Raw genomic sequence first — 21681 nt, 5'->3', positions numbered from 1 at the left:
TTAAATCTCAAAAGTACTAAAATTGCCCTTAAATATTAGAAACAGATTTATAAGCTTTCTAGAATATCCATTTAATTTTTAAGATTAGGTAAAAAAGAAATATCCATATAATATTTCTTTGGATTACTCGGGTCGATCATCACTTTTATTATATCGTCTTTTATAAACTCTGTTGGATCAAACCAAATACTATCGCTTTCAAAAACATACATTTCGTTTGTTTGAGGATTAAGCCACTGACTGGATATTTGAAACGGATTTCTTCCATTTACAGCCATACCGTAATTTAAGTGTACTTGAACAAATTTTGTTTCAATACGCTTGCCATTATCGCGAAGATACTGTGTTTTTCTTTGCCTTAAAATACCGAATAGAATGATTCCGAAACCAATTAAAAAGAAAACTGTTCCTAAAATCCCAAAAATTAAAGGTCCGATCCATAATGAGGCAAATCCGTTAATACTGGCGTCTTTTGGGTCTGCTGGATCGTATAAAACTTCAACACTTTCGCCTTCACTATAACTTGGAGGATTACTGCTGATTGATGATGTGAACTCTATTTTACTTCCAGATTTTGTCGTAAAACTAACCATTGGCGCATAAGTTGTAGAATTATCAGATCTTTTACTGACTAACTCTACAACGGTTCCTTGTACTGTTTCGGCTTTCTTCAAAAAGGCTTGTCTATTCTGATAAAAATAAAAAGCTCCTGCAAGCATAAGTGCTCCTATTGTTATAAATACATATTTAATTATGGCTATTGTTTTCATATTTTATTGTATAAAAAATAAGATTATGATTAAATTATATCTGCATTAAGAATGCAATATTAGATCAAATCTGCTATTTATTAAAAAGGCTGTAAATGTAATAATTTCATTATTAAAATAAACTATTCTGCAGTTAAAAAACATATCACAAATCAGACTAATTTGTTGTAGTTTCTCAAAAGAAAAAATTTGCAAAAACAATCCAATTAATTTAATTAAATTAGCAAAAAAATCTGACTAAAAAATGACGTTTCCATTTCAATTTAAGCTCTTTAACGAAACTTTTTATTGGCACGCTTTATTTGAAACATTAGCCTTTTTTATTGGGATAAGAATCTATTACTTTTTAAAAAAGAGAACATCAGATCCTATCTCAGATATTAATCGTATTATCATTATGATTGGTGCTATGATTGGCGCATTAATAGGTTCTAGAGTTATTGCATTACTTGAAAACCCTGCTGCAATTAGCAATCAGACTTTTCTAACTTTTTTTCAAAATAAAACTGTCGCTGGAGGATTTTTAGGCGGATTGCTTGGGGTAGAACTTATCAAAAAAATAATTGGCGTTAAAATCTCTTCAGGTGATCTATATGTTATTCCAATAATTGTGGCTTTATTTATTGGACGTATTGGATGTTTCTCAATGGGTATTGCCGAACCTACTTACGGCATCGAGACTAGTTTTATTACTGGAATGGATCTGGGTGATGGGCTGTACAGACATCCTGTTGCTTTGTATGAAATGTTTTTCATGCTTTTACTTTTTATCTTTTTCCACAAAATAAGAAACAGAAATCTCGTTAATGGTGACCGATTTAAACTATTCATGGTGCTGTACTTTTTATTTCGTTTTTTAATTGAATTTATAAAACCGTATAATCCTTTATTTCTTCATTTAAGCAGTATTCAATGGAGCTCCATTTTTATTTTTATTTACTACTCGAAATTTATTAATCGGTTTTTTAATCGTTTAAACAAAACTTTACTTTTACAATAACTATACTTTTATCCTAATGAAAACCCGCGATTATATATTCTACGATTATACCAAAAGTTTATGTCCAACATGCTTAGATCTTGTTGATACTAAAATTGTATTTCAGGACAATAAAGTTATGATGTTGAAACATTGCAAAACACACGGCGAATTGAAATCGATGATTGCGGATGATGTTGATTATTATAAACAGATTCGTAATTATAATAAACAATCTGAAATGCCTTTAAAGTTTAATACAAAAGTGCATTACGGCTGTCCATATGATTGCGGATTGTGTACAGACCATGAACAACACTCTTGCTTAACGATTGTTGAAGTTACAGATCGCTGCAATTTAGCCTGCCCGACTTGTTATGCAAATTCGGCTCCAAACTATGGAAGACATCGTACTTTAGAAGAAATTGAAAAAATGTTCGACACTGTTGTCGCTAATGAAGGGGAACCAGATGTTGTTCAAATTTCAGGAGGTGAACCAACTGTGCATCCTGAATTTTTTAAAATTCTTGACATTGCTAAAAGCAAACCTATCAAGCATTTGATGCTGAACACGAATGGAATAAGAATTGCAAAAGACATTAAATTTGTTGAGACATTAGCCGGCTATATGCCTGATTTCGAAATCTACTTGCAATTTGACAGCTTTAAACCTGAAGTATTAGAAAAACTTCGCGGAGAAGATTTAACTGAAGTTCGTAAAAAAGCAATCGAACATTTAAATCAATTTAATATTTCGACTACTTTGGTAATTACACTTCAAAAAGGAGAAAATGACGATGAAATTGGTCAGATAATTGAATATGCTTTACAGCAAAAATGTGTTCGAGGTGTTACTTTTCAACCTACGCAAGTTGCAGGTCGAAATGATAATTATGATGATCATTCAGGTCGTATAACTTTAACTGAAGTACGCCGGAAAATTTATGAGCAATATCCTCTATTTACACCTCAAGATTTAATTCCTGTTCCTTGTAATCCTGATGCTTTATGTATGGCTTATGCTTTAAAAATTGATGGAGAAGTTTTCCCGATGACTCACTTAATAAATCCAGAAGATTTACTAAACAACTCCAAAAACACTATTGTTTTTGAGCATGATGAAAAACTAAAAACGCACATGCTGAATCTATTCAGCACTGGAATTTCTGTTGATTGTGCTGAAACCGAAATGAATGAATTAATGTGCTGCTTGCCAAGAGTGCAGTCAGACACTTTAAACTATAATAATTTGTTCCGAATTTTAATAATGAATTTTATGGACGCGCATGATTTTGATGTTCGTGCTGTTAAAAAATCTTGTGTTCATATTGTAAGCGATAAAATGAAAATTATCCCTTTTGAAACCATGAATTTATTTTACAGAGATCATAAAATTGATACGATTCGAGAAAAACTGAATGTTTAATTTACAAGCTTTTTAAATATGGAAGGATTACTATTTCTTGGATTCATCCTCGCTGTGATGTTCTTAGTTGGATTGATTGGTTTAATTTCTGGAAAAGAAAACAAAAAATTCTTTTTAACAATTATGTTGATACCAATAATCATTGTAGTTATAGGATTTGGAACTTGCGTTGCTATGCTGAGTTAAACTCTGTGTTCTTTTGAGCAAAATTGACAATATCATTTTTGATAAAATCATCAATAACTCTAATTTTAGAACTAAAAAAATATTTTACTTTCAAAAAATAAATTAAACTATCTGTTATGAATAACCCTTTAGTCGCAATTGGAGGTATGGCTGCTTTTATAAGTGTAATTGCTTTTCTTGCTGGGATTCTACGCCTGATTTTTATCTCACGCGATAGAAAAACTTCATTGAAAATTATACTGTTCGCCATTATTGGTTTTGTAATTGGTTTTGGCACCTGCGCAGCAAACTTCAAACTAGGAAACATGCATTAATAAAAAAGCCTGGTAATAAAATTACCAGGCTTTATAATGTTCGCATTTGAGTGAAAACCAAATAACAAATCACCCAAATTTGATCATTATTCTGAAATAAAATTTAGATTAAAAAATAAATAACCAAACTCAATTTTAACCGTTCCAATATTCTATTTCTGTTTATCATAAAAGAGCTGTCTTCAGCAAATTTTGCCCTATTTATCTCTGTCAGAAAACCTGACAGAGATAAAAAAATTACTAAATAATTCAGGCAACACAACTTACTAAGTACTAACTCAAACCAAACTCATTATATTAATTTTTTAAGACTTTCATAAACTGATAATTCGACATCAGCATGATCTTTACTATTGCATTGTTCAATTAAATTTTTAAGCTCATCTGCTTTTAATTGCGACTTATTGTCTAACACAAGCAACAATCCTCTTGATGCATCGCTTAAGCTTTTTGCCAAAGGTAAAAACGGCTGCACTAAAGGCGCATTTGCACTCAAATCCGTTAATTCTTTATTAAGCGCAATCCATCTGGTAAAGAATGCCGTCACTTTAGCTTTATTCTCTGGTGTTTTATTTGCTAAATACTGACTTACAGCATCATTAAAAGCTAATGAATCTTTTGCATCTGGTCCGCAAGCATCTGCAAAAAGTGTAAACGGAGAGTACATTTGATATTCAGTTCCTCCCTTGTTTCTTTTATACCCTTTTAATGGTTCACAAACATTCGAAAATTCCTCTAATGCTTCTATATTTTGATTATTAGAAATGTTTCTTAAAATAACCGCTTTGTTACGAATGTGTGTTAATCCAAGTTCTTCTAATCGGAAAGAGACTACATCAAGACGTTTTCTCATACTAGTCATATCGGTAATATCTTCAGCAGACCAAAGTCTTTCTGCAATTGCTGCAGTTCTTGGCCAAAGTCTAGAATCGATAGTTGTAGGAGTTACAAGTTCTGTCCACATTGTTGCTTCTCCACCTAAAACTCTTGCTTTTTCTTCTGCCGATAAAACTGCACCTTTTGGCATCGGATCATTTAAATAATGACTTTCTATTGGGTACAACAAATCGACATAATATCCATTTGACATTACAGTCTTATATCCTTTTTTAACAGCATCAATCAATGACTGACCTGCAACAACGCCTTCGTTTGGTCCTCTCCATGCATGAATAATAGCATCTTTTGACATGTTTTTTGTCAAAATCTCTTCCCAACCCATTAATTGCTTTCCGTGTTTTTTAAGCATCGGAACTAACTGCATGGTGAAATAAGTTTGCAATTCATGGTTAGTTGTTAACTTATTTTTCTTTTTAAACTCTTGAATTTTTGGATTTTCATCCCAGTCTTTTCCTTCATTCTCATCTCCTCCAATATGAAAATAAGCTCCTGGAAATAATGGACATACTTCATCAAAAAGTTCACTTAATATTTGATATGTTTTAGGATTTGAAGGATCTAATGTTGGCGAAAAAATACCCGCATTTCTTTCAATTCCATAGGTAGCGATTGCTGTACCTTGAATATTTTTTTCGGAAGTTCCTCCTGTCAATGTAATCACTTTACTGCCAATTTCTGGATAAGCTGTAAGTATTGCAGATGCATGACCTGGAACATCTATTTCTGGAACTATCAAAATACCGCGCTCTTCAGCATATTTTACGATATTTTTAATTTCCTCTTGTGTGTAATACATTCCATCCGAAGCTAATTCTATTAGTTTTGGATGTTTTTTCATTTCAATTCTCCAACCTTGGTCGTCAACTAAATGCCAATGAAACACATTCATTTTCATTGCTGCCAATCCATCTAGATTTCTTTTAATTACATCAACCGGCTGAAAGTGTCTTGAAGCATCTATCATTAAACCTCTCCATGTAAATCTTGGAAAATCTGAAATTTTAGAAACTGGAAAATAAAATGAACTACTATTATTTTGCAGCATTTGTAACAACGTTTCAAGTCCGTGTAAAGCACCTAAATCGCTTGTTGCGTTTATCGTAATTTTATTTTGTTTGATATCTAAATGATAACTTTCATCTTCGTATAAACCAATTTTACCACTTTTAGTACAATTAATTTGCAGTTCGGCATTTGGAACTTCATTTAATTTTGTGATAAAACCCTGCTGAAAGAAAATTCCTGTTCTACCATCTAAGCGACGTAAAAAACGAGTTACTCCTCCAAAAATTCTTGGATTAGGATTTCCAGTAATGTTTACTTTAAAGTTTTTGTTTAAAGCAAAATTTCCGTCGTTTAATACAACACTCTGAGGCCAAGGCATAAGATTTAACTGCTCTTTCTGAATTTGAGCGCTAGAGGTTACACCTGCTAATAGTAGGACAAATAAATATTTCATTTTTACTGTTTTTGAAAAGATGTTATCCTAAGACAACATTAATAAATAGATAAAAGAAACAAAACTCAGATAGAATCTTATTGAACCTCACTAATCGCTGCGAAATCAATCTGAATTTTGTAATTTGATTCGTTCTAACCGAATCTGTTTTTTTAGTAATCGAAACGTTTAAAAGCTTCGATTGCTTCATATTCTGCCAATCCTAATTCATCATAAAGAATAGCGGTATTTTTATTTCTGTCTTCGGCTCTAACCCAAAACTCTCTTGAATCATTTCCTTGAAACATTACACGGTCTTTTTGAGACTGGTGATACAAAATAGCATGACGTTTTAAAAGCACTTCTGATGGAGAAAGGGGAACAGCCATATCAATTTCATTAATGTCCCATTCTTGCCACGCACCTCTATACAGCCATAACCAGCAATCATCCATGTATTTTTCAGATTTTAATTCACCCATTGCGGCAAAAATCGCATTCAAACAAACTTCATGAGTTCCGTGTGGATCTGCTAAATCTCCTGCTGCAAATACTTGATGTGGTTTTATTCTGGCGATAATTTCTTTTACAATAGCAATATCTTCTGGTCCTAACGGATTTTTCTTTACTTGTCCTGTTTCGTAAAACGGAAGATCTAAGAAATGAGTTTTTTCATCTTTTAGTCCAATATATCTTGTTGCAGCATACGATTCTCTTCTTCGTATTAATCCTTTTAGTTTTCGAACTTCAAGAGAATCAATTTCGTTTTCTGATTTATGGTTTAAAAATTCAATTACAGATTTAAAGTTGATCCCACTTCCTGCTTCACCAACAAAATCTTTGGCAACCTCAGCAAACTTTAAAGCTTCATCATCTGTAACAGCAATATTTCCAGAGGTTTGATATACAACATGTACGTCGTGACCTTGTTTTATCAATTTTGAAAAAGTTCCTCCCATAGAAATCACATCATCATCTGGATGCGGACTAAAAAGAATTACTCGTTTTTTTGCAGGATTAGCTCTTTCCGGACGATGCGAATCATCTGTATTAGGTTTTCCTCCCGGCCATCCTGTAATGGTATGTTGTAAAACATTGAACATATTAATGTTCAAATCATACGCAGAACCTTCTTGTGCCAATAGATCAGACATTCCGTTGTTATTGTAATCTCTGTCGGTTAATTTCAAGATTGATTGTTTTGTTTTTTGGCACAACCAAACAATCGCTTTGCTTTTTAATTCCTGATTCCAAATGCATTCTCCAACCAGCCAAGGAGTTTTAAAACGTGTCAATTCTGATGCAGCTGACTGATCTAAAACAAAGGTTGCGTTAGGATGATTTTGCAAAAATGTAGCTGGAACTTCTGAGCTGATATCGCCTTGAGTAGTTCTTTTGATGATATCGGCTTTGTTTTGTCCCCAAGCCATAAGTACGATCCTTTTTGATCGCATGATGGTCGAAACTCCCATTGTAATGGCTCTTTTTGGCACATTATCAATTCCATTAAAATCTGATGAGGCATCAACTCTTGTAATATGATCCAGAGTAATAATTCTGGTACCAGAATTAATATGTGAACCCGGTTCGTTGAAACCTACGTGACCTGTACGGCCAATTCCTAATAACTGAAAATCAAGACCTCCTGCATTTTTAATATTCATTTCATAATCGATACAGTATTGATTTAATTCATCAATTGCAACTGTACCGTCTGGAATATTTACATTCTCAGGATTGATATCGATATGATTAAAAAGATGCTGATGCATGAAATAATGATAGCTCTGATTGTTCTCTTTACTCATTGGATAATATTCATCCAAATTAAAAGTAACTACATTGCTAAAACTTAAGCCTTCTTCTTTGTGCATTCTCACTAATTCCTCATACACTTTTATAGGAGAAGAACCTGTGGCTAAACCCAATACGCAGGTTTTATTTTTTTCCTGCTTAGATCTAATTAACTGCGCAATTTCCTGCGCTACAATTACAGAAGCTTCTGCAGAATTTTTGAAGATTTCGTTATGGATTTTCTCAAATCTTGTTTCTTCAAATTTTCCCGCGCTTTTATAGCTGATATCAGGTTTTATTTCTAAAGCACTTTTCATTTATTTTCTTTTTTTTGTATTTACAATTTTGGTTTTTGAAATGGTATAGACAACTTTCACTGCCTATACCATTCACTAACCAAACTTAAATTCTTATACTCTGTTTTTAGAAGTTCGGACCAGTAGTATCCCACCAAGTTCTAGTTCCTCCATTATCTGGACCTCCAAGTTTTGCAACACCTGTTTTAACTCCTTCTGGATTTCCATCTCTTTCACTTTGAACAAAGTTTATTCTTCTTACTCCAAATTGAGTAGTAACTACACCAGCACTTTGATTATTAAGAATTGGTAATAATTTAGGATAACCTGTTCTACGGTGATCAGACCAAGCTTCTTGTCCGTCAGGGAAGTTAGCAATCCATTTTTGAGTAATAATTTTTTGAAGTTTCACTTCATTACTTGCAGTATTATCCCAAGCAACAGTAACTTTATTTACCGCTAAACCACTATTGAATGGAGCAACTGGATCTACATAATCTTTTGCTGTATTTACATTGTTTGCAGTATATTCAGCAGCGCCTCCTGTAGCAAGCTGATCAAAAGATGCAGCAATACCAGCTTTGTACAATGATTCAGCATCACCTCCCATATTCCAGCCTCTTAAAGCACCTTCAGCTCTTAAGAAGTACACTTCGGCAGCATTCATCCAAACTACTTGTTTGTCATCTTTTATTACTTTTCCGAAATTTGAAAATTTCATGTGTAATGTTTTATCTCCAAGTATTCCTCCTGTACGAATTCCTTTGTACTGATCAGGAAATTGTTCTGATGTTGCAAAGTAAGCTTTCATTCTAGGATCATTATAACCTCCCATGATAGACTCCATATCTGCAGACATACGGCTGTCATTATACTCGTAAGCCGCAACTCTTAAAGGATGTTGTGAAACATCTTTAGTTACCATAAAAGTATCAGTAGCAGCTGTCATTACACCAAATTTTTGACTCATCGCTTTTTCAGCTTCCGCTTTTGCTAATGTTGGATTTACTTTTACAATACGCATAGCTAATCTTAAACGTAATGAATTGGCATATCTCACCCATTTTTCATAGCTTCCTGCATATGTTGAACGGTCAGTATTTACAAAAGAACTTGGTTCTTTTGCATCTATTCTTCTCGTTAATTCATTTACTGCAAAATCTAAGTCTTTAAACATTGCTGTATAAACGTCTTGTTGAGAATCGTATGCGATTGTCGAATTAGTAGTTCCTAATTGAGAGTAAACAATTGGTCCCCAAGCATCGGCTACTTTATGTAAAGTTTCTACTTTAATAATTGTTGCAAGTGCATAAAACTGATCGTATTTTCCTTTAGATTCTTTTTCAACTTTTAAGAAATTTGCCATTACAAGTGAATATGCAGCTTCCCATCCTGCTCCATTCCATTTATCAGTAAGAGCGTAAGAAAGATTATTTGCTCCATCAAAACCTGGAGCTGTTGAATAACCTCCCCAAGTATTTGCTGATAAATCAATGGCAATTTGATATCTCCAACCTGGAGTATTTACCATTACATTCTCGAACATATTTTTAAAAGGACCTAAGATATGGTTAAAGTCCTGTGTTACTTCCTCTTGAGTAAAAGCATCAGGATTACTATTAATCTCATCGAAATTATCTGTACAACCAACTAAGGCTAAAAGACCGAAACAGATTAATGATTTTTTTATATTGTTTGTTTTCATGATATTTTAAATTAGAAAGTTACATTTAAATTAAGACCAATACTTCTTGTTGATGGCAAACCATAAATATCAACTCCTTGTAAACCTTGACCTGTACTTAAAGCAATGTTTGGATCAAAAGGTGCATCTTTATAAAAGAAGAATAAATTTCTTGCGATTAATGATAAAGTTGCTGTATTAACAAATGGCAATGTTTTTTTACTGAAAGTATAGCCAAGTGAAACCTCTCTTAAACTTACGTTTGTAGCGTCATATACATACTCAGCTGTAGCTCCGTTAAGTCCGCCAACTGCTTCGTAATATTTTTGAGCATCCATTGAAGTAACTTTAGTACCATTAGGCATAACTGCATTTACAGGAACACCACCAGCGTTTCTTGCATCTCCACTTCTTTTTGAAACTCCGTAAAAATCATTCATAGATTCTGTAATACTCATTACATCACCTCCAAAACGTCCATCGATTAAGAAGTTAGCTGTAAAAGCACCAAACTTAAATGTATTTGACCAACCTAACATGAAATCAGGATTTGCATTACCAACTTCACGGAAAGCTCCTTCAATTGCTAAGTTTCCTTTGTCATCTAAAACAATTTCTCCTTTATCGTTTTTAACGATACCTTTTCCTTCAATAACTCCAAATGGTCTTCCTTCTGTTAAAGCATATCTGTAGTTGATATTGTTTACAGGAGTTAAAGGAATTGTTCCTCCTAATTCTTCTGGAATTTCTTTAACCTTGTTTTTATTTTGAGAATAGTTTACTGTAGTATCCCATGAGAATTTATCTCCAGTGATGATTTTTCCAGTAAGAACAAGCTCAATACCATGATTTTCGATACTACCAGCGTTAATTCCATAATTTGTATAACCATAAGGGTTAGTACTTGGTGCAGGAACTTGGATGTATTGATTTTTAGTTTCTGAATTGTAGTAAGAAACCTCAAAACCAAATCTGTTATTAAACATTCTCCATTCTGTACCAAATTCGTATTCTGATTTTAACTCAGGTTTTAAAGATTCACCTGGTCTTGGTCCTACTGTTGGAGGAATAATAATACCTCCTTGAACTGTCGATTTTGGAGAAGTTACGAAAGCCGAAACGTCGTTTCCTACTTCTGCATAAGTTCCTCTTACTTTTCCAAAGTTAATCCACTCTGGCAAAGTTGTCATTTCACTAATAAGAGCAGTCACACCCACAGATGGGTAAAAGTATGATGGAGTATCCGTATTTACTAAAGTAGACGACCAGTCATTACGTCCTGTAATATCTAAATACAACATGTTTTTGTAACCAAAAGTAGCAGAAGCAAATATAGATTGAACTTCTCTAGCAGAACCTGTAGCTTGAAGATTTAAGTTATCTACACCTTTGTTACTTCCAAAATTTCCTAATGTAAATAAGTTAGCATTAATAAGCCCTGGAGTGATACCAGAATCTAAAGTAGTTGAATGATTTGCTAAAGTATTATTAATACTAGCACCTACTATAGCATTAAAGCTGAAATTCTCGTTGAAATTAGTATTGATTTTAGCAATTAAATCTCCATAACGTTGTGTACTTAATGTACCTACATTAATATATCTACCATTATATCCAGACAAAGAATTATTTGTAGTAGCATAAATTCTCTTATCAAAATCATTTTCGATTCTGTTATAGCTGTATCTTGCACCAATGCTCAACCAGTTGTTTGCTTTATAATCTAAAGCGATGTTTCCGTTAAAGAAATTATCTTTATCAACAGATTTGTTTCTATTAATTAACCAATAAGGGTTTTGAACGTAGATATCAGCATCCAATGGTGTGTAGAAATTTTGTCCGTAAAGGTTTCTAGAAGGAATAAATGATTCGAAATTATCTTTGTAAAAGTTGAAGTCATTTGCTCTTTGAAACAAATAAACACCTGTAAGAGGATTTGAATAAAGTCCGTTTACCGGTCTGTTATCAATAGTTTGGCTTGTATATTTTGCATCAGCAGAAACAGTTAATTTATTGTTGAAAAATTTAGCTGTTTGACGGATTCCAAAATTGTTTTTCTTTAATCCGTTACCTTCAATAATCCCTGAAGAAGAAGTGTTAGCATAAGATAAAGTTGTAGAAGCAATATCTGATCCTGTTGTAAATGAAGCAGAAGTAATTTGCGTAACTCCTGTATTAAAAAAGTCTTTTACAAAATCATTTGAAGCTACTTTTCCTCCCCAAGATTTTTGTGCATTTAAAGTTCCATATTCATTTTGGAATTTTGGCAAAGAATGCACAGATTCGAAAGTAGTAACAGAAGAAACTGCTAAGTTTCCTTTGTTTTCTTTGTTTTTCTTAGAAGAAAGTAAAATAACACCATTTGCTCCTTGAGATCCGTATAATACAGATGCTGCTGCACCTTTAAGTACGGTCATTCCTTCATAATCGTCAGGGTTAATCAAAGAAACTGTATCTCCCCCGTCACGGTTACCTCCTGCAGTACTACCAAATGAATCATTTGGCTGATTTGAACTACCATTATACAAAGGAATACCATCAATTACGTAAAGCGGCTGGCTGTTTAATATAGAAGAGTTACCACGAATAAGTACTTTTGTAGATCCTCCAGTACCTGCAGAACTTTTTGTTACTGCAACACCGGCAACTTTACCTGCAATTGTATTAATAACGTTGGCATCTTTTACACGAGTCAACTCTTCTCCTTTAAGTTCTTGAGCTGCATAAGTAAGAGATTTTCTAGTTTTCTTAAGACCTAATGAAGTAACAACTACTTCGTTTAACGCATTTGATGCAGCTGGTACCATTTTAACATTAATTGTAGTAGCATCACCTACAACTATCGATTGTGTTTCAAGACCTACATAAGTAAAAACTAATGTTTGTCCTTTTGTAACTTCAATAGTGTACAATCCATCAAAATCGGTAGTAGAACCTTTTTGACCTCCTTGCACAGCAACAGATGCACCCGGCAACGGCATCCCATCAGAATCTGTAATCACACCTTTAACATTTTTTACCTGAGCAAGCGAAACTTGCGCCGTAAAAACAATCATAAAGATTAAGAAAATTTTTTTCATGTTTATTTATTTTGTTAGTTATGATGTAAAATTATTCTTAAGGGATTGTTAAAAAAAATATATTATACAAACTGCCTGAAATTTTAAACAAACGACATAAATCGATCAATAATCCGTTGCACGAAAACGTTTTCCTATCTATAAAATGCAGTTTTTACCACATTTACGGAGATTTTATTCAACAATAGGTTAGTTTTATTAAAAATCATTTAACAAATCACAAATATTTGAAAATCTGTTATTTAAGATAAAAACTATCAAATTCTTTTAAATACTATTAAAAAAAAAGAAGTAATTAAATGTTAAAAAAAAAGCCTAATAAAATGTTATCATAATTTTAATTTCTAAGATTTAATTACAATAACACCTTATTAGGCAAAACTTTATGCAGGAATTTCTATTTAATTAGCATCCCACCAAACTTTATTCAACCAGTCATTTTTCCCTCCCATTCTAGCTAATGCATCTAAATAATTTGCTTCATTTTTCTGCATTTCATCATTTGGATAATACAAACGTGTTGGCGTAACACCATTTGTCTGAGAATCTGGATTTGTAATAGGAACTAATTTTGGAAATCCTGTTCTTCTCCAGTTTGAATAAGCTTCAATACTATTAAAAATATAAGTTATCCAAAGCTGTGTTGCAATTTGTTCTTTTTCTTTTCCAGCAACTAATGGTTTAGCATTTAGGTAAGTATCAATTTTAGATTGACCAGCCGGCAGCGCTCCATAAATTTCTAATTGCTTAATACCTGCCTCAACTCCTTTTTTATAGTAATCAGCTGCAGAACCAGAAACCCAGCCTCTAAAAGCAGCTTCAGCCAGCAGCAATTGTGTTTCTGAGTAACTAACATGCAAAAAAGGTGTCGTTTTTTTCTTGAAATAATCTTGAATTCCTGATGTTGCATCTGTTCCACCCGGAGCTTGATATTGATACAAACCTGGTTTTACTCCTTCGTATAAATTTTCACCTGGTCCTATTGGTGCACCTTGCTTAACACTGCTGGTTTTTTTAGGAGTCGCAAGCATTGTTAATCTAGGATCTCCATTGTCTCTAAGATAATCTATGACCAAAGTTGTAAAGTGATCTCCATTTTCATTCCCTACAAAAGCATAAGCAAGTCCATTTCCTCTAAAATCAATAGATGCTGGATCATCATTAAAACTTGCATCTAAATGGCGCATGATACAATTATCTTCATTGCTGGCAAAAACTCCGTTTTGCAAAGCCGCTTTAACTTGTTTTTCAGCTTCGACTGGTTTTATCTCAGAAATTCTCATTCCTAGACGTAAACGTAATGTGTTTGCCAGTTTCTTCCATTTTAGAACATCGCCTTTATAAAATAAATCGCCTTTTATGCTTCCGCCGCCAACTTTTAACTGATTATAAGCTTCATCTAGTTCTTTAAAAAATGATGCGTAAATATCTTCTTGTTTATCATATTTAGGCGTTACAATTCCTTTTGAGTACCCCAAACCAGCTTCAGAATAAGGAATGTCACCATAAATATCAGTCATACGCTGTGCTACCATTACTTTCATAATCTTACCAACAGCATTCATGTTTGAAGCAGCAGGATCATTTTTTGTATTTTCAAGAATATCTACTACATTCTTTAATTCATTAGAATATCCATTTCTCCATAAAGCTGTAGCATATCCGTCATCTTTATTAAATCTGCTTCCAAATGTAGTTACGTTCCATGCACCAGAATAATGCTGTACAAAACCACCAGAATAAATTAAGTTGGTTCTCCATTGATAAAACCCATCTCCTGACATACACAATTGTGTAAACGTAAGTTGTCCAGCTGGATTTGCAGTCAATGCCACAGGATCTTTCTCCAGCGCGTCAAAATTTTCAGTACAGCCTACTGCAGTAAATAATGCAAGTATGGCTATTATTATTTGTTTGAATTTCATAATATCTTTTTTTTTAGAATGCAATTTTAATATTAAAACCATACGACTGTCTAAATGGTAATGAACCATATTCAAAACCTTGTCCGTTTCCAGATGTATACATAGATTCTGGATCAACATTTGGAAGATCTTTATTAAAAGTCAATAAGTTTCTCGCAAATGCCGAAACATAAATTGAGTTAATTTTAGCACCCGCAAAAACACTTTTTGGTATTTGATAACCTAAACTAACTTCTCTTAATTTTACATACGAAGCATCATAAATAAATGGAGCTGGTGTATTATTAAATACTGTATTCCAATAATCCTGAGGATTTACAGGTTTTGTATTTTTTTCATACTTCGGATTGTCTGTAGTTCCAACATTTACCACACCCTCAGCAACATAACCTCCTGTAGGAATCCATGTCGCTTGACTAAAATTAGGATCGCTCGCAATTGCTTGAGCTCTTGCTTGATTATAAGCATCTCTACCATCAGTAGTAACATCCAAAAGTCCTTTTTGAGCCGCAACAGAATTAGTCATAGAATACACATCCATTCCAAATTTCATATCGATTAAAAATTGAAGTGTTATTCCTTTATAGCTAAATCTATTTGTTAAACCTGCAGCCCAATCTGGAAGACCTTTTCCTAATGCTACTTTTTCATCTGTAAATAATGGCAGACCATTTGCGCCAACAACTTTTTCACCTGCATCATTTCTTAAAAAATCTCTTCCCATAATTGTTCCGTATTTACCTCCAACTTCTCCCACAATAGAAGCCCCTGCCCAGCGTGCTTCAGAAATAGTGTAAGTTTGAATATCTGGATGTAAAGAAAGAATTGAGTTTTTATTTTTTGAGAAGTTCAAATCAATTCCCCATTCAAAATCTTTAGTTCTAATAGGTGTACCAGACAAAAAGATCTCAATACCTTCGTTGCGCAATTCTCCAGCATTAACCGAAATAAATTCATATCCAGATGTTGCAGATGAAGGAAGATCCAGAGTTTGATCAGAAGTATCTTCACGATAAACAGTAATATCGGCTCTTAATCTATTTTTAAAGAAAGAAGTTTCAAGTCCAAACTCTACTCCTGTTTTAGATTGGTAAGTTAAATTAGGATTTGGCGCCGCACTATTTTTGATATTTACCACACTCTGACCATTGTAAGATGCAAATGTGGTATAGTTTAATGCATTTTTATAAGCACCAGGAGCATTCGAAACTCTAGCCCAGGAAGCTCTAAATTTTCCATAATTAAAAACTTCATTTTTAAAATCAAAAGCATCAGAGAATACAAAACCTAGCGAAGCCGCAGGATAAAAAGCATCTTTATTAATTACACTGAACCAGTCATTTCTTCCTGTAAACTCCGCATATAAATATCCTTTGTAATCAAACTTTGCTGAACCATAAACTGAATTTGTTCTGGTTCTGGTTTCCACAGGAGCATTTTCTGTTTGATTCACAAAATTACTAATGTATTCAGTTCCAGGCTCTATTATTTTTGTTCCAAATCTTGAATTTTGATCTCTTCTAAAATCTCTTCTTCCAGCACCTAAAATTCCTGAGAAAGTAAAATCTTCAGCTAATTTTATATCACTAAAAGTTGCGATTAAGTCAGTATTCATCTCTGACACATTTATATTATTTAAACCCAGATATCCTTCATCTCTTCCCGGCCATGTACTTCCTGCAGCCATAAAATCTTTAGCACTAAAAGCATAAGTATCTAAACCAGATCTCAATGTTAATGCTGCCCATCTTTTTAACTGATAAGTTCCTGATACATTACCTATAAAACGATTTTTCTTAGATGAATTATGATTCTCGTCTATTGTAAAATATGGGTTTAATTGATAAATATTAGTATTCCATTCATATATCTTACCTGTTTCTGGATCTTTATAATTCTTTAACCAAGCTTGATCAATATTTGGAGCCAATCCGCTTAATGAATAACCAATATTATTAGGAGAATCACCTAAACCAGGTCTGTTTTCAGTGTTTTCGGCAATATAATTTACATTAGCATCCAATGTAAATTTATCCGATTTTAAAGTTGCATTTAAACTTGCATCATTTCGCTCTAAACCAGATCCCGGAATTACGTCATCGTTATTTAAATTATTATATCCAAAACGTACATATGCATTATCACTTCCTGCCGATAATGAAATTCCATTTGTAGTTGTAAATCCAGTTCTAAAAAAATCTTGAATATTATTATCGACTTTAGCATAAGGTCTTGTCGAGCCGTCAAATATTTTTACTTGCGCTCCTACAGATTGAGAAAACTTTGGTCCCCAAGCGCTGGTAGTGTAATTATAAAGTTCCGAAGGACCTCTGCTAGGATCTGGCAACGCACCATTTGTACCAGTTCCATAATCACTTTGAAAATCAGAATACTTAGCATTTACACGATCAAAGCTTACACCGCTTGTCAATTCAACTTGAAGCTTTCCTTTGCTTCCCTTTTTAGTTGTAATTAAAATTACTCCGTTCAAAGCTCTTGAACCATACAATGCCGCAGCAGCTGCACCTTTCAATACTGTTAAGCTTTCAATGTTGTTAGGATTAATTCCTGAAATTCCATCTCCATTATCACGTCCATCAAACCATCTGCTCGCTGCAGCATTATCATTTGACAAACCAGAATTATCAATAGGAACTCCATCTACAATATAAAGGGGCTGGTTACTTTCGCTTATACTTGAAATACCTCTAATAATAACTCTCGTACTACCTGCAATCCCCGTTGATGGTATTGACACGTCTACACCGGCAACTCTTCCAGATAAAGCTGAAGTTACATTTGTTGTGATCGCTTTATTTAATTGATCACCTTTTACATCTTGAACGGCATAACCCAGTTCTTTCTTTTGTCTTTTAATCCCAAGTGCCGTAACAACAACTTCATTTAAATTTTGTGCATCTTCTTTAAGCACAACATTAATTGTAGGTGAAGAAGTCACCGTTACTGTTTGGGTTTTAATACCAATATACGAAAACGCAAGAACATCTCACGCAGATGCTTGAATCGTATACTTACCGTCATAATCACTTTGGGTAGCCGTTTTTGTACCTTGAATAATAATACTTACTCCAGGCAGTGGCAATCCATTTTGATCGCTTACCAAACCTTTGATCGTTTTTACTTGTGCAAACGACATTTGCGAAGTAAAGATAATCGCAAGGATTAACATAATTTGTTTCATTTTTATCATGGTTTTGATTAGTTAAGCGATAAAAATATTGTTAAGGCACTGTTAAAAAAAATATATTATACAAACAGTACAGTTTTTTAAACAAACAACACGAAACATTCAACATTATGTTTTACGAAAACGTTATATCGTTGAAATACAGCATTTTTTAACATTTATTTTAAAATTTAATTCAAAAAAATTGTGTTTTTGACAGTAATTATGTAAAGTTGTACTGTATTTACAAGTGCTCCCTAAATAATAACAAAACGTTAAAAAAGTTGAACGAAATTCGAAAATTAAACTTTGACATAAAACTTCAAAATCATATTTGGTTCTGGGGCACTTATTTCACTCTCAATTTTTTGCGATGGGGCGCTTACTTTAATGACTATCCATATTCTTTTAAATCAAATTTAATTGAGTTCTCACTCCACATTCCATTAGTATATTTTAATCTATTTATTTTAGTCCCTAAATATGTCCTAAAACAAAAATACATTACATACACTTTTGCTTTACTAGCAAGTCTTTTTGGTATTTATCTTCTAAAAACTGCACTTACCTTTTATATTATCTCAGAAAATATTTGGCCGGAAGCGAATCGAGAATATCACCCGTTTGAGATTAATCATATTGTAGCAGTATGTATTGGAGAATTGTATGTTCTAGCAATGGCTTCATCTGTTTACTTAACGCTGACTTGGCTTCGTGAACGTGAAAGAAACAGATCATTGCGAGAAAATCAGTTTAAAATCAAATTGAAATATCTAGAAAATCAAATTCAACCGCATTTCTTTTTTAATACTTTAAACAATCTTTATGCATTGTCATTAGAATCTTCAGACAAAGTTCCAGATGTAATTATCAAACTTTCGAACTTAATGGAGTATGTTCTGTATGATGTAAAAGGAACTAAATTTGTTCCGCTGATTAAAGAAATAGATTATATTCAGAATTACGTTGAGATTGAAAAATTACGTTTTGAGAATGTAGAAGTTACTATTAACTTAGAATCGAACATCGAAGATATAATGGTTCCGCCGCTGATCTTTATCTCATTAGTAGAAAACGCCTTTAAACATGGCAGTATAAACAATACTAATTTAAAAATTAAAATCAACTGTAAGATTATTGATAACAAAATGTTAGATTTTGAAATCTTAAATAATTTTGTACTTTCACAAAATCTTAACTCAAAAGGCGGTATTGGTCTGGTTAATACAAAAAAGAGATTAAAACTGATTTACAAAAATCATTTTAGTTTAAAAGATACAACAAAACTGAATTACTATATAATACGTTTACAAATACCAATTGATAATGAAGATTAAATGTGTATTGATTGATGATGAACCTTTAGCTATAAAAGTACTGCAAAATTACTTTGCAAATTTTACAGACTTTGAAGTAATAGGAACATTCAATAATTCTCTAGAAGCGCTGGATTTTATAAACAGCACCTCTGTCGATGCCGTTTTTCTTGATATCAATATGCCTATGATGACTGGATTTGAACTTATAAGCCTGATGGAAAACAAAACCAAAGTAATCATAACCACCGCATTTAGAGAATTTGCTGCCGAAAGTTACGATCTTGATGTTTTAGATTATTTAGTAAAACCCATTCCGCTTCCACGATTCATAAAATGCATTAATAAAATTACAACAGAGTATAATTTAAAAAACAATATTAAAGTCGATACCTCAAAAAGCGATTCGCATATTTTTATCAAAGTAGATAAAAAAATGATGAAGATTAATATTGAAGAAATTCTGTTTATAGAAGGAATGAAAGAGTACATAAAAGTTGTTACTCCTGATAAAACTTATATCACCCACAGATCATTAACCTCATTATCTGAAGAACTGCCTGCTGAACGCTTTTTGCGCATTCACAAATCGTATGTTATTGCTTTAAACAAAGTAAAATCAATAGAAGGAAACCGCATCCAGATTCAGTCCTACACGATTCCTATTGGAAGAAATTACAGTAAAGACGTCAAAAATCGAATTTTGGAGTAAAACTTTAACATTTCTAACTCTATATAAATTAACACATTGTTGAATAAATATTGTAGTTCGTTTAAATTTAACATTATTTTTAATCAATAATTTTTTTTTGATACACGTAACAAATATATTTACGGTCTTCAAAAAACAATTTTATTAAAAATTAACCTTATTACAATTATGAGTTCAGAAAATGTGCAAACCAAATGGGGGCAGTTTATCTCGTTGATAATAGTCTTCTTCTTTTGGGGTTTTGTTGGTTCCGCCAATGATATCCTTATTCCCGTATTCAAAAAAGTATTCACCTTATCTCAAGTTCAATCACAACTAGTAGCGTGGGCTTTTTATGCGGCGTATTTTGTAGGATCTTTGATTTTCTTTTTAGTTTCCTTAAAATTAGATGTTCTACAAAAATTTGGATACAAAAAAACCCTTTCAGCTGGTTTAGTCCTTTCAGCTTTTGGTTCATTTTTATTCATTCCTGCAGCAACAATGGAAAGCTTTCCATTTTTTCTAACAGCTTTATTTACTGTAGGATTAGGTTTTTCTATCCAACAAATTGTTGCCAATCCATTAGCCATTAAAATGGGAAGCCCTCAAACCGGAGCTCACCGTTTAACACTTGCAGGAGGTATTAACTCTTTTGGAACAACAATTGGAGCGATTTTACTTGGAATCGCTTTATTTGGAATGGGTGACAACAAAAAAACAGCACTTTCTTTAGAAGATATTAAATTACCTTTTATCATCCTTGGTCTTGCATTTATTGCAGTTGCAATTTTCATGAATTTCTCTAAGATTGAAGACCCAGCAAAAGAAGAGGAAGAAGTAGTTAAAACAGCACACGAAAAGTTCAACATCCTTGATTATCCACAACTATACCTAGGAATGTTAGGAATCTTTATTTATGTTGGAACCGAAGTTACAATTATCAGCAACCTGCCTGCCTTACTTCATACTGCCGAATTTGGTAATGTATTAGAAGATGCAATCGCACCATTTATCGCTCTATATTGGGGAAGTTTAATGATTGGCCGTTGGAATGGCGGTGTTAACGTTTTCAATACTTCAAACTTAGTAAATACAGCATTAAAATTCATTGTTCCTGCTGTTGCATTTGGAGTAATCATTGGAGCTAATATTTTTGCAGCACACGATGTTTCTTCATTCTACATCTATCCAATCTGGATTTTAGTATTTATTGGAGTAAGTTTTATAGGAGGGAAAAATGCTGGAAAAACACTAATGCTTTTCGGAATCTCTGGTTTATTAATGATGCTTGCAGGATTAGTTTGTCCAAGCCCAGAAATTGCTAAATTTTTCTTTATCTCTGGTGGATTATTCTTGTCAATTATGTGGCCTTCAATCTTCGATTTAGCAATCGCTGGTTTAGGAAAAAACACTGGAAAAGCATCTTCATTTTTAATCATGATGATTCTTGGAGGAGGAATTATTCCTTTAGTACAAGGTAGTATATGCGATTTTGACCTTACACGACCAGAAGGGATCTTTGGTATTACATGGACACATTTCTCTTATATTGTACCTCTTTTAGGATTTGCTTATTTAGGATTCTATGGTTTCTACTGCCCTAAAATATTAAAAAAACAAGGAATCAGCCACGTTCAAAGCGAAGGCGGCGGTCACTAAATTCCAAAAAATAAACAATAAAAAAATCCCAAATTC

The 21681-nt window shown here is 33.0% G+C and carries 14 protein-coding genes and 1 pseudogene; 7 read left to right on the top strand and 8 right to left on the bottom strand.

Annotated elements, in window-relative coordinates:
* Positions 1–71: 71 nt before the first annotated feature.
* A complete protein-coding gene (locus tag B0A75_RS03110; protein ID WP_089052834.1) occupies positions 72–770 on the bottom strand; it encodes a DUF3592 domain-containing protein in 699 nt (232 codons plus the stop codon).
* A gap of 244 nt (positions 771–1014) precedes the next feature.
* Here B0A75_RS03110 and B0A75_RS03105 point away from each other — a divergent pair, with 244 nt between their 5' ends.
* From B0A75_RS03105 to B0A75_RS20375, 4 genes are all read left to right on the top strand, one after another.
* A complete protein-coding gene (locus tag B0A75_RS03105; RefSeq protein WP_089052833.1) occupies positions 1015–1770 on the top strand; it encodes a prolipoprotein diacylglyceryl transferase family protein in 756 nt (251 codons plus the stop codon).
* A 16-nt stretch (positions 1771–1786) separates the two neighbouring features.
* Entirely contained in the window at positions 1787–3175 is a 1389-nt protein-coding gene (locus B0A75_RS03100) for a radical SAM protein (RefSeq protein ID WP_089052832.1), read from the top strand.
* An 18-nt stretch (positions 3176–3193) separates the two neighbouring features.
* Positions 3194–3361 carry a hypothetical protein gene (locus tag B0A75_RS20450; RefSeq protein ID WP_164973729.1) on the top strand — a complete coding sequence of 56 codons (168 nt, stop codon included), beginning with the start codon at positions 3194–3196 and terminating at the stop codon, positions 3359–3361.
* Positions 3362–3477: 116 nt separating this feature from the next.
* Positions 3478–3675: a hypothetical protein gene (locus B0A75_RS20375; RefSeq protein WP_123872308.1), complete on the top strand. Its 198-nt coding sequence runs from the start codon at positions 3478–3480 to the stop codon at positions 3673–3675.
* Between the two features lie 292 nt (positions 3676–3967).
* Here the strand turns inward: B0A75_RS20375 and B0A75_RS03090 are convergent, their stop codons facing one another.
* The 7 genes and pseudogenes from B0A75_RS03090 to B0A75_RS03060 all read right to left on the bottom strand — a co-directional run bounded on the left by B0A75_RS03090 (position 3968) and on the right by B0A75_RS03060 (position 17994).
* The gene (locus B0A75_RS03090; protein ID WP_089052830.1) at positions 3968–6034 is read right to left on the bottom strand and encodes a beta-N-acetylhexosaminidase; all 2067 of its coding nucleotides are present in this window, start codon (positions 6032–6034) and stop codon (positions 3968–3970) included.
* 152 nt (positions 6035–6186) lie between these two features.
* Positions 6187–8124, bottom strand: coding sequence for a glucosamine-6-phosphate deaminase (gene nagB, locus B0A75_RS03085; protein ID WP_089052829.1), 1938 nt, complete (start codon positions 8122–8124; stop codon positions 6187–6189).
* A gap of 106 nt (positions 8125–8230) precedes the next feature.
* Positions 8231–9808 (bottom strand): RagB/SusD family nutrient uptake outer membrane protein, encoded by a 1578-nt coding sequence (locus tag B0A75_RS03080; RefSeq protein WP_089052828.1) that lies wholly within the window; start codon positions 9806–9808, stop codon positions 8231–8233.
* Between the two features lie 11 nt (positions 9809–9819).
* On the bottom strand, positions 9820–12867 hold the full coding sequence (locus tag B0A75_RS03075; protein ID WP_089052827.1) for a SusC/RagA family TonB-linked outer membrane protein: 3048 nt from the start codon (positions 12865–12867) through the stop codon (positions 9820–9822).
* Positions 12868–13268: 401 nt separating this feature from the next.
* The gene (locus B0A75_RS03070) at positions 13269–14792 is read right to left on the bottom strand and encodes a SusD/RagB family nutrient-binding outer membrane lipoprotein (protein WP_165765079.1); all 1524 of its coding nucleotides are present in this window, start codon (positions 14790–14792) and stop codon (positions 13269–13271) included.
* Between the two features lie 13 nt (positions 14793–14805).
* Positions 14806–17784, bottom strand: a pseudogene (locus B0A75_RS03065) (SusC/RagA family TonB-linked outer membrane protein); the annotation flags it as partial.
* A 15-nt stretch (positions 17785–17799) separates the two neighbouring features.
* Positions 17800–17994, bottom strand: coding sequence for a carboxypeptidase-like regulatory domain-containing protein (locus B0A75_RS03060; RefSeq protein WP_165765078.1), 195 nt, complete (start codon positions 17992–17994; stop codon positions 17800–17802).
* A gap of 269 nt (positions 17995–18263) precedes the next feature.
* On the opposite strand from B0A75_RS03060, the gene B0A75_RS03055 reads away from it, so the two are divergent.
* From B0A75_RS03055 to B0A75_RS03045, 3 genes are all read left to right on the top strand, one after another.
* Positions 18264–19316 (top strand): sensor histidine kinase, encoded by a 1053-nt coding sequence (locus tag B0A75_RS03055; protein WP_089052823.1) that lies wholly within the window; start codon positions 18264–18266, stop codon positions 19314–19316.
* Positions 19306–20007, top strand: a complete 702-nt coding sequence (locus B0A75_RS03050) for a LytR/AlgR family response regulator transcription factor (RefSeq protein ID WP_089052822.1) — start codon at positions 19306–19308, stop codon at positions 20005–20007. The genes B0A75_RS03055 and B0A75_RS03050 overlap by 11 nt, the downstream gene beginning before the upstream one ends.
* 168 nt (positions 20008–20175) lie before the next feature.
* On the top strand, positions 20176–21645 hold the full coding sequence (locus tag B0A75_RS03045) for an MFS transporter (RefSeq protein ID WP_089052821.1): 1470 nt from the start codon (positions 20176–20178) through the stop codon (positions 21643–21645).
* Positions 21646–21681 lie beyond the last annotated feature (36 nt).

Origin of the sequence: Flavobacterium oncorhynchi (assembly GCF_002217355.1) — a bacterium.
Taxonomy (GTDB): Bacteria; Bacteroidota; Bacteroidia; order Flavobacteriales; family Flavobacteriaceae; genus Flavobacterium; species Flavobacterium oncorhynchi.
This window is presented reverse-complemented; position numbering and strand designations above follow the sequence as displayed.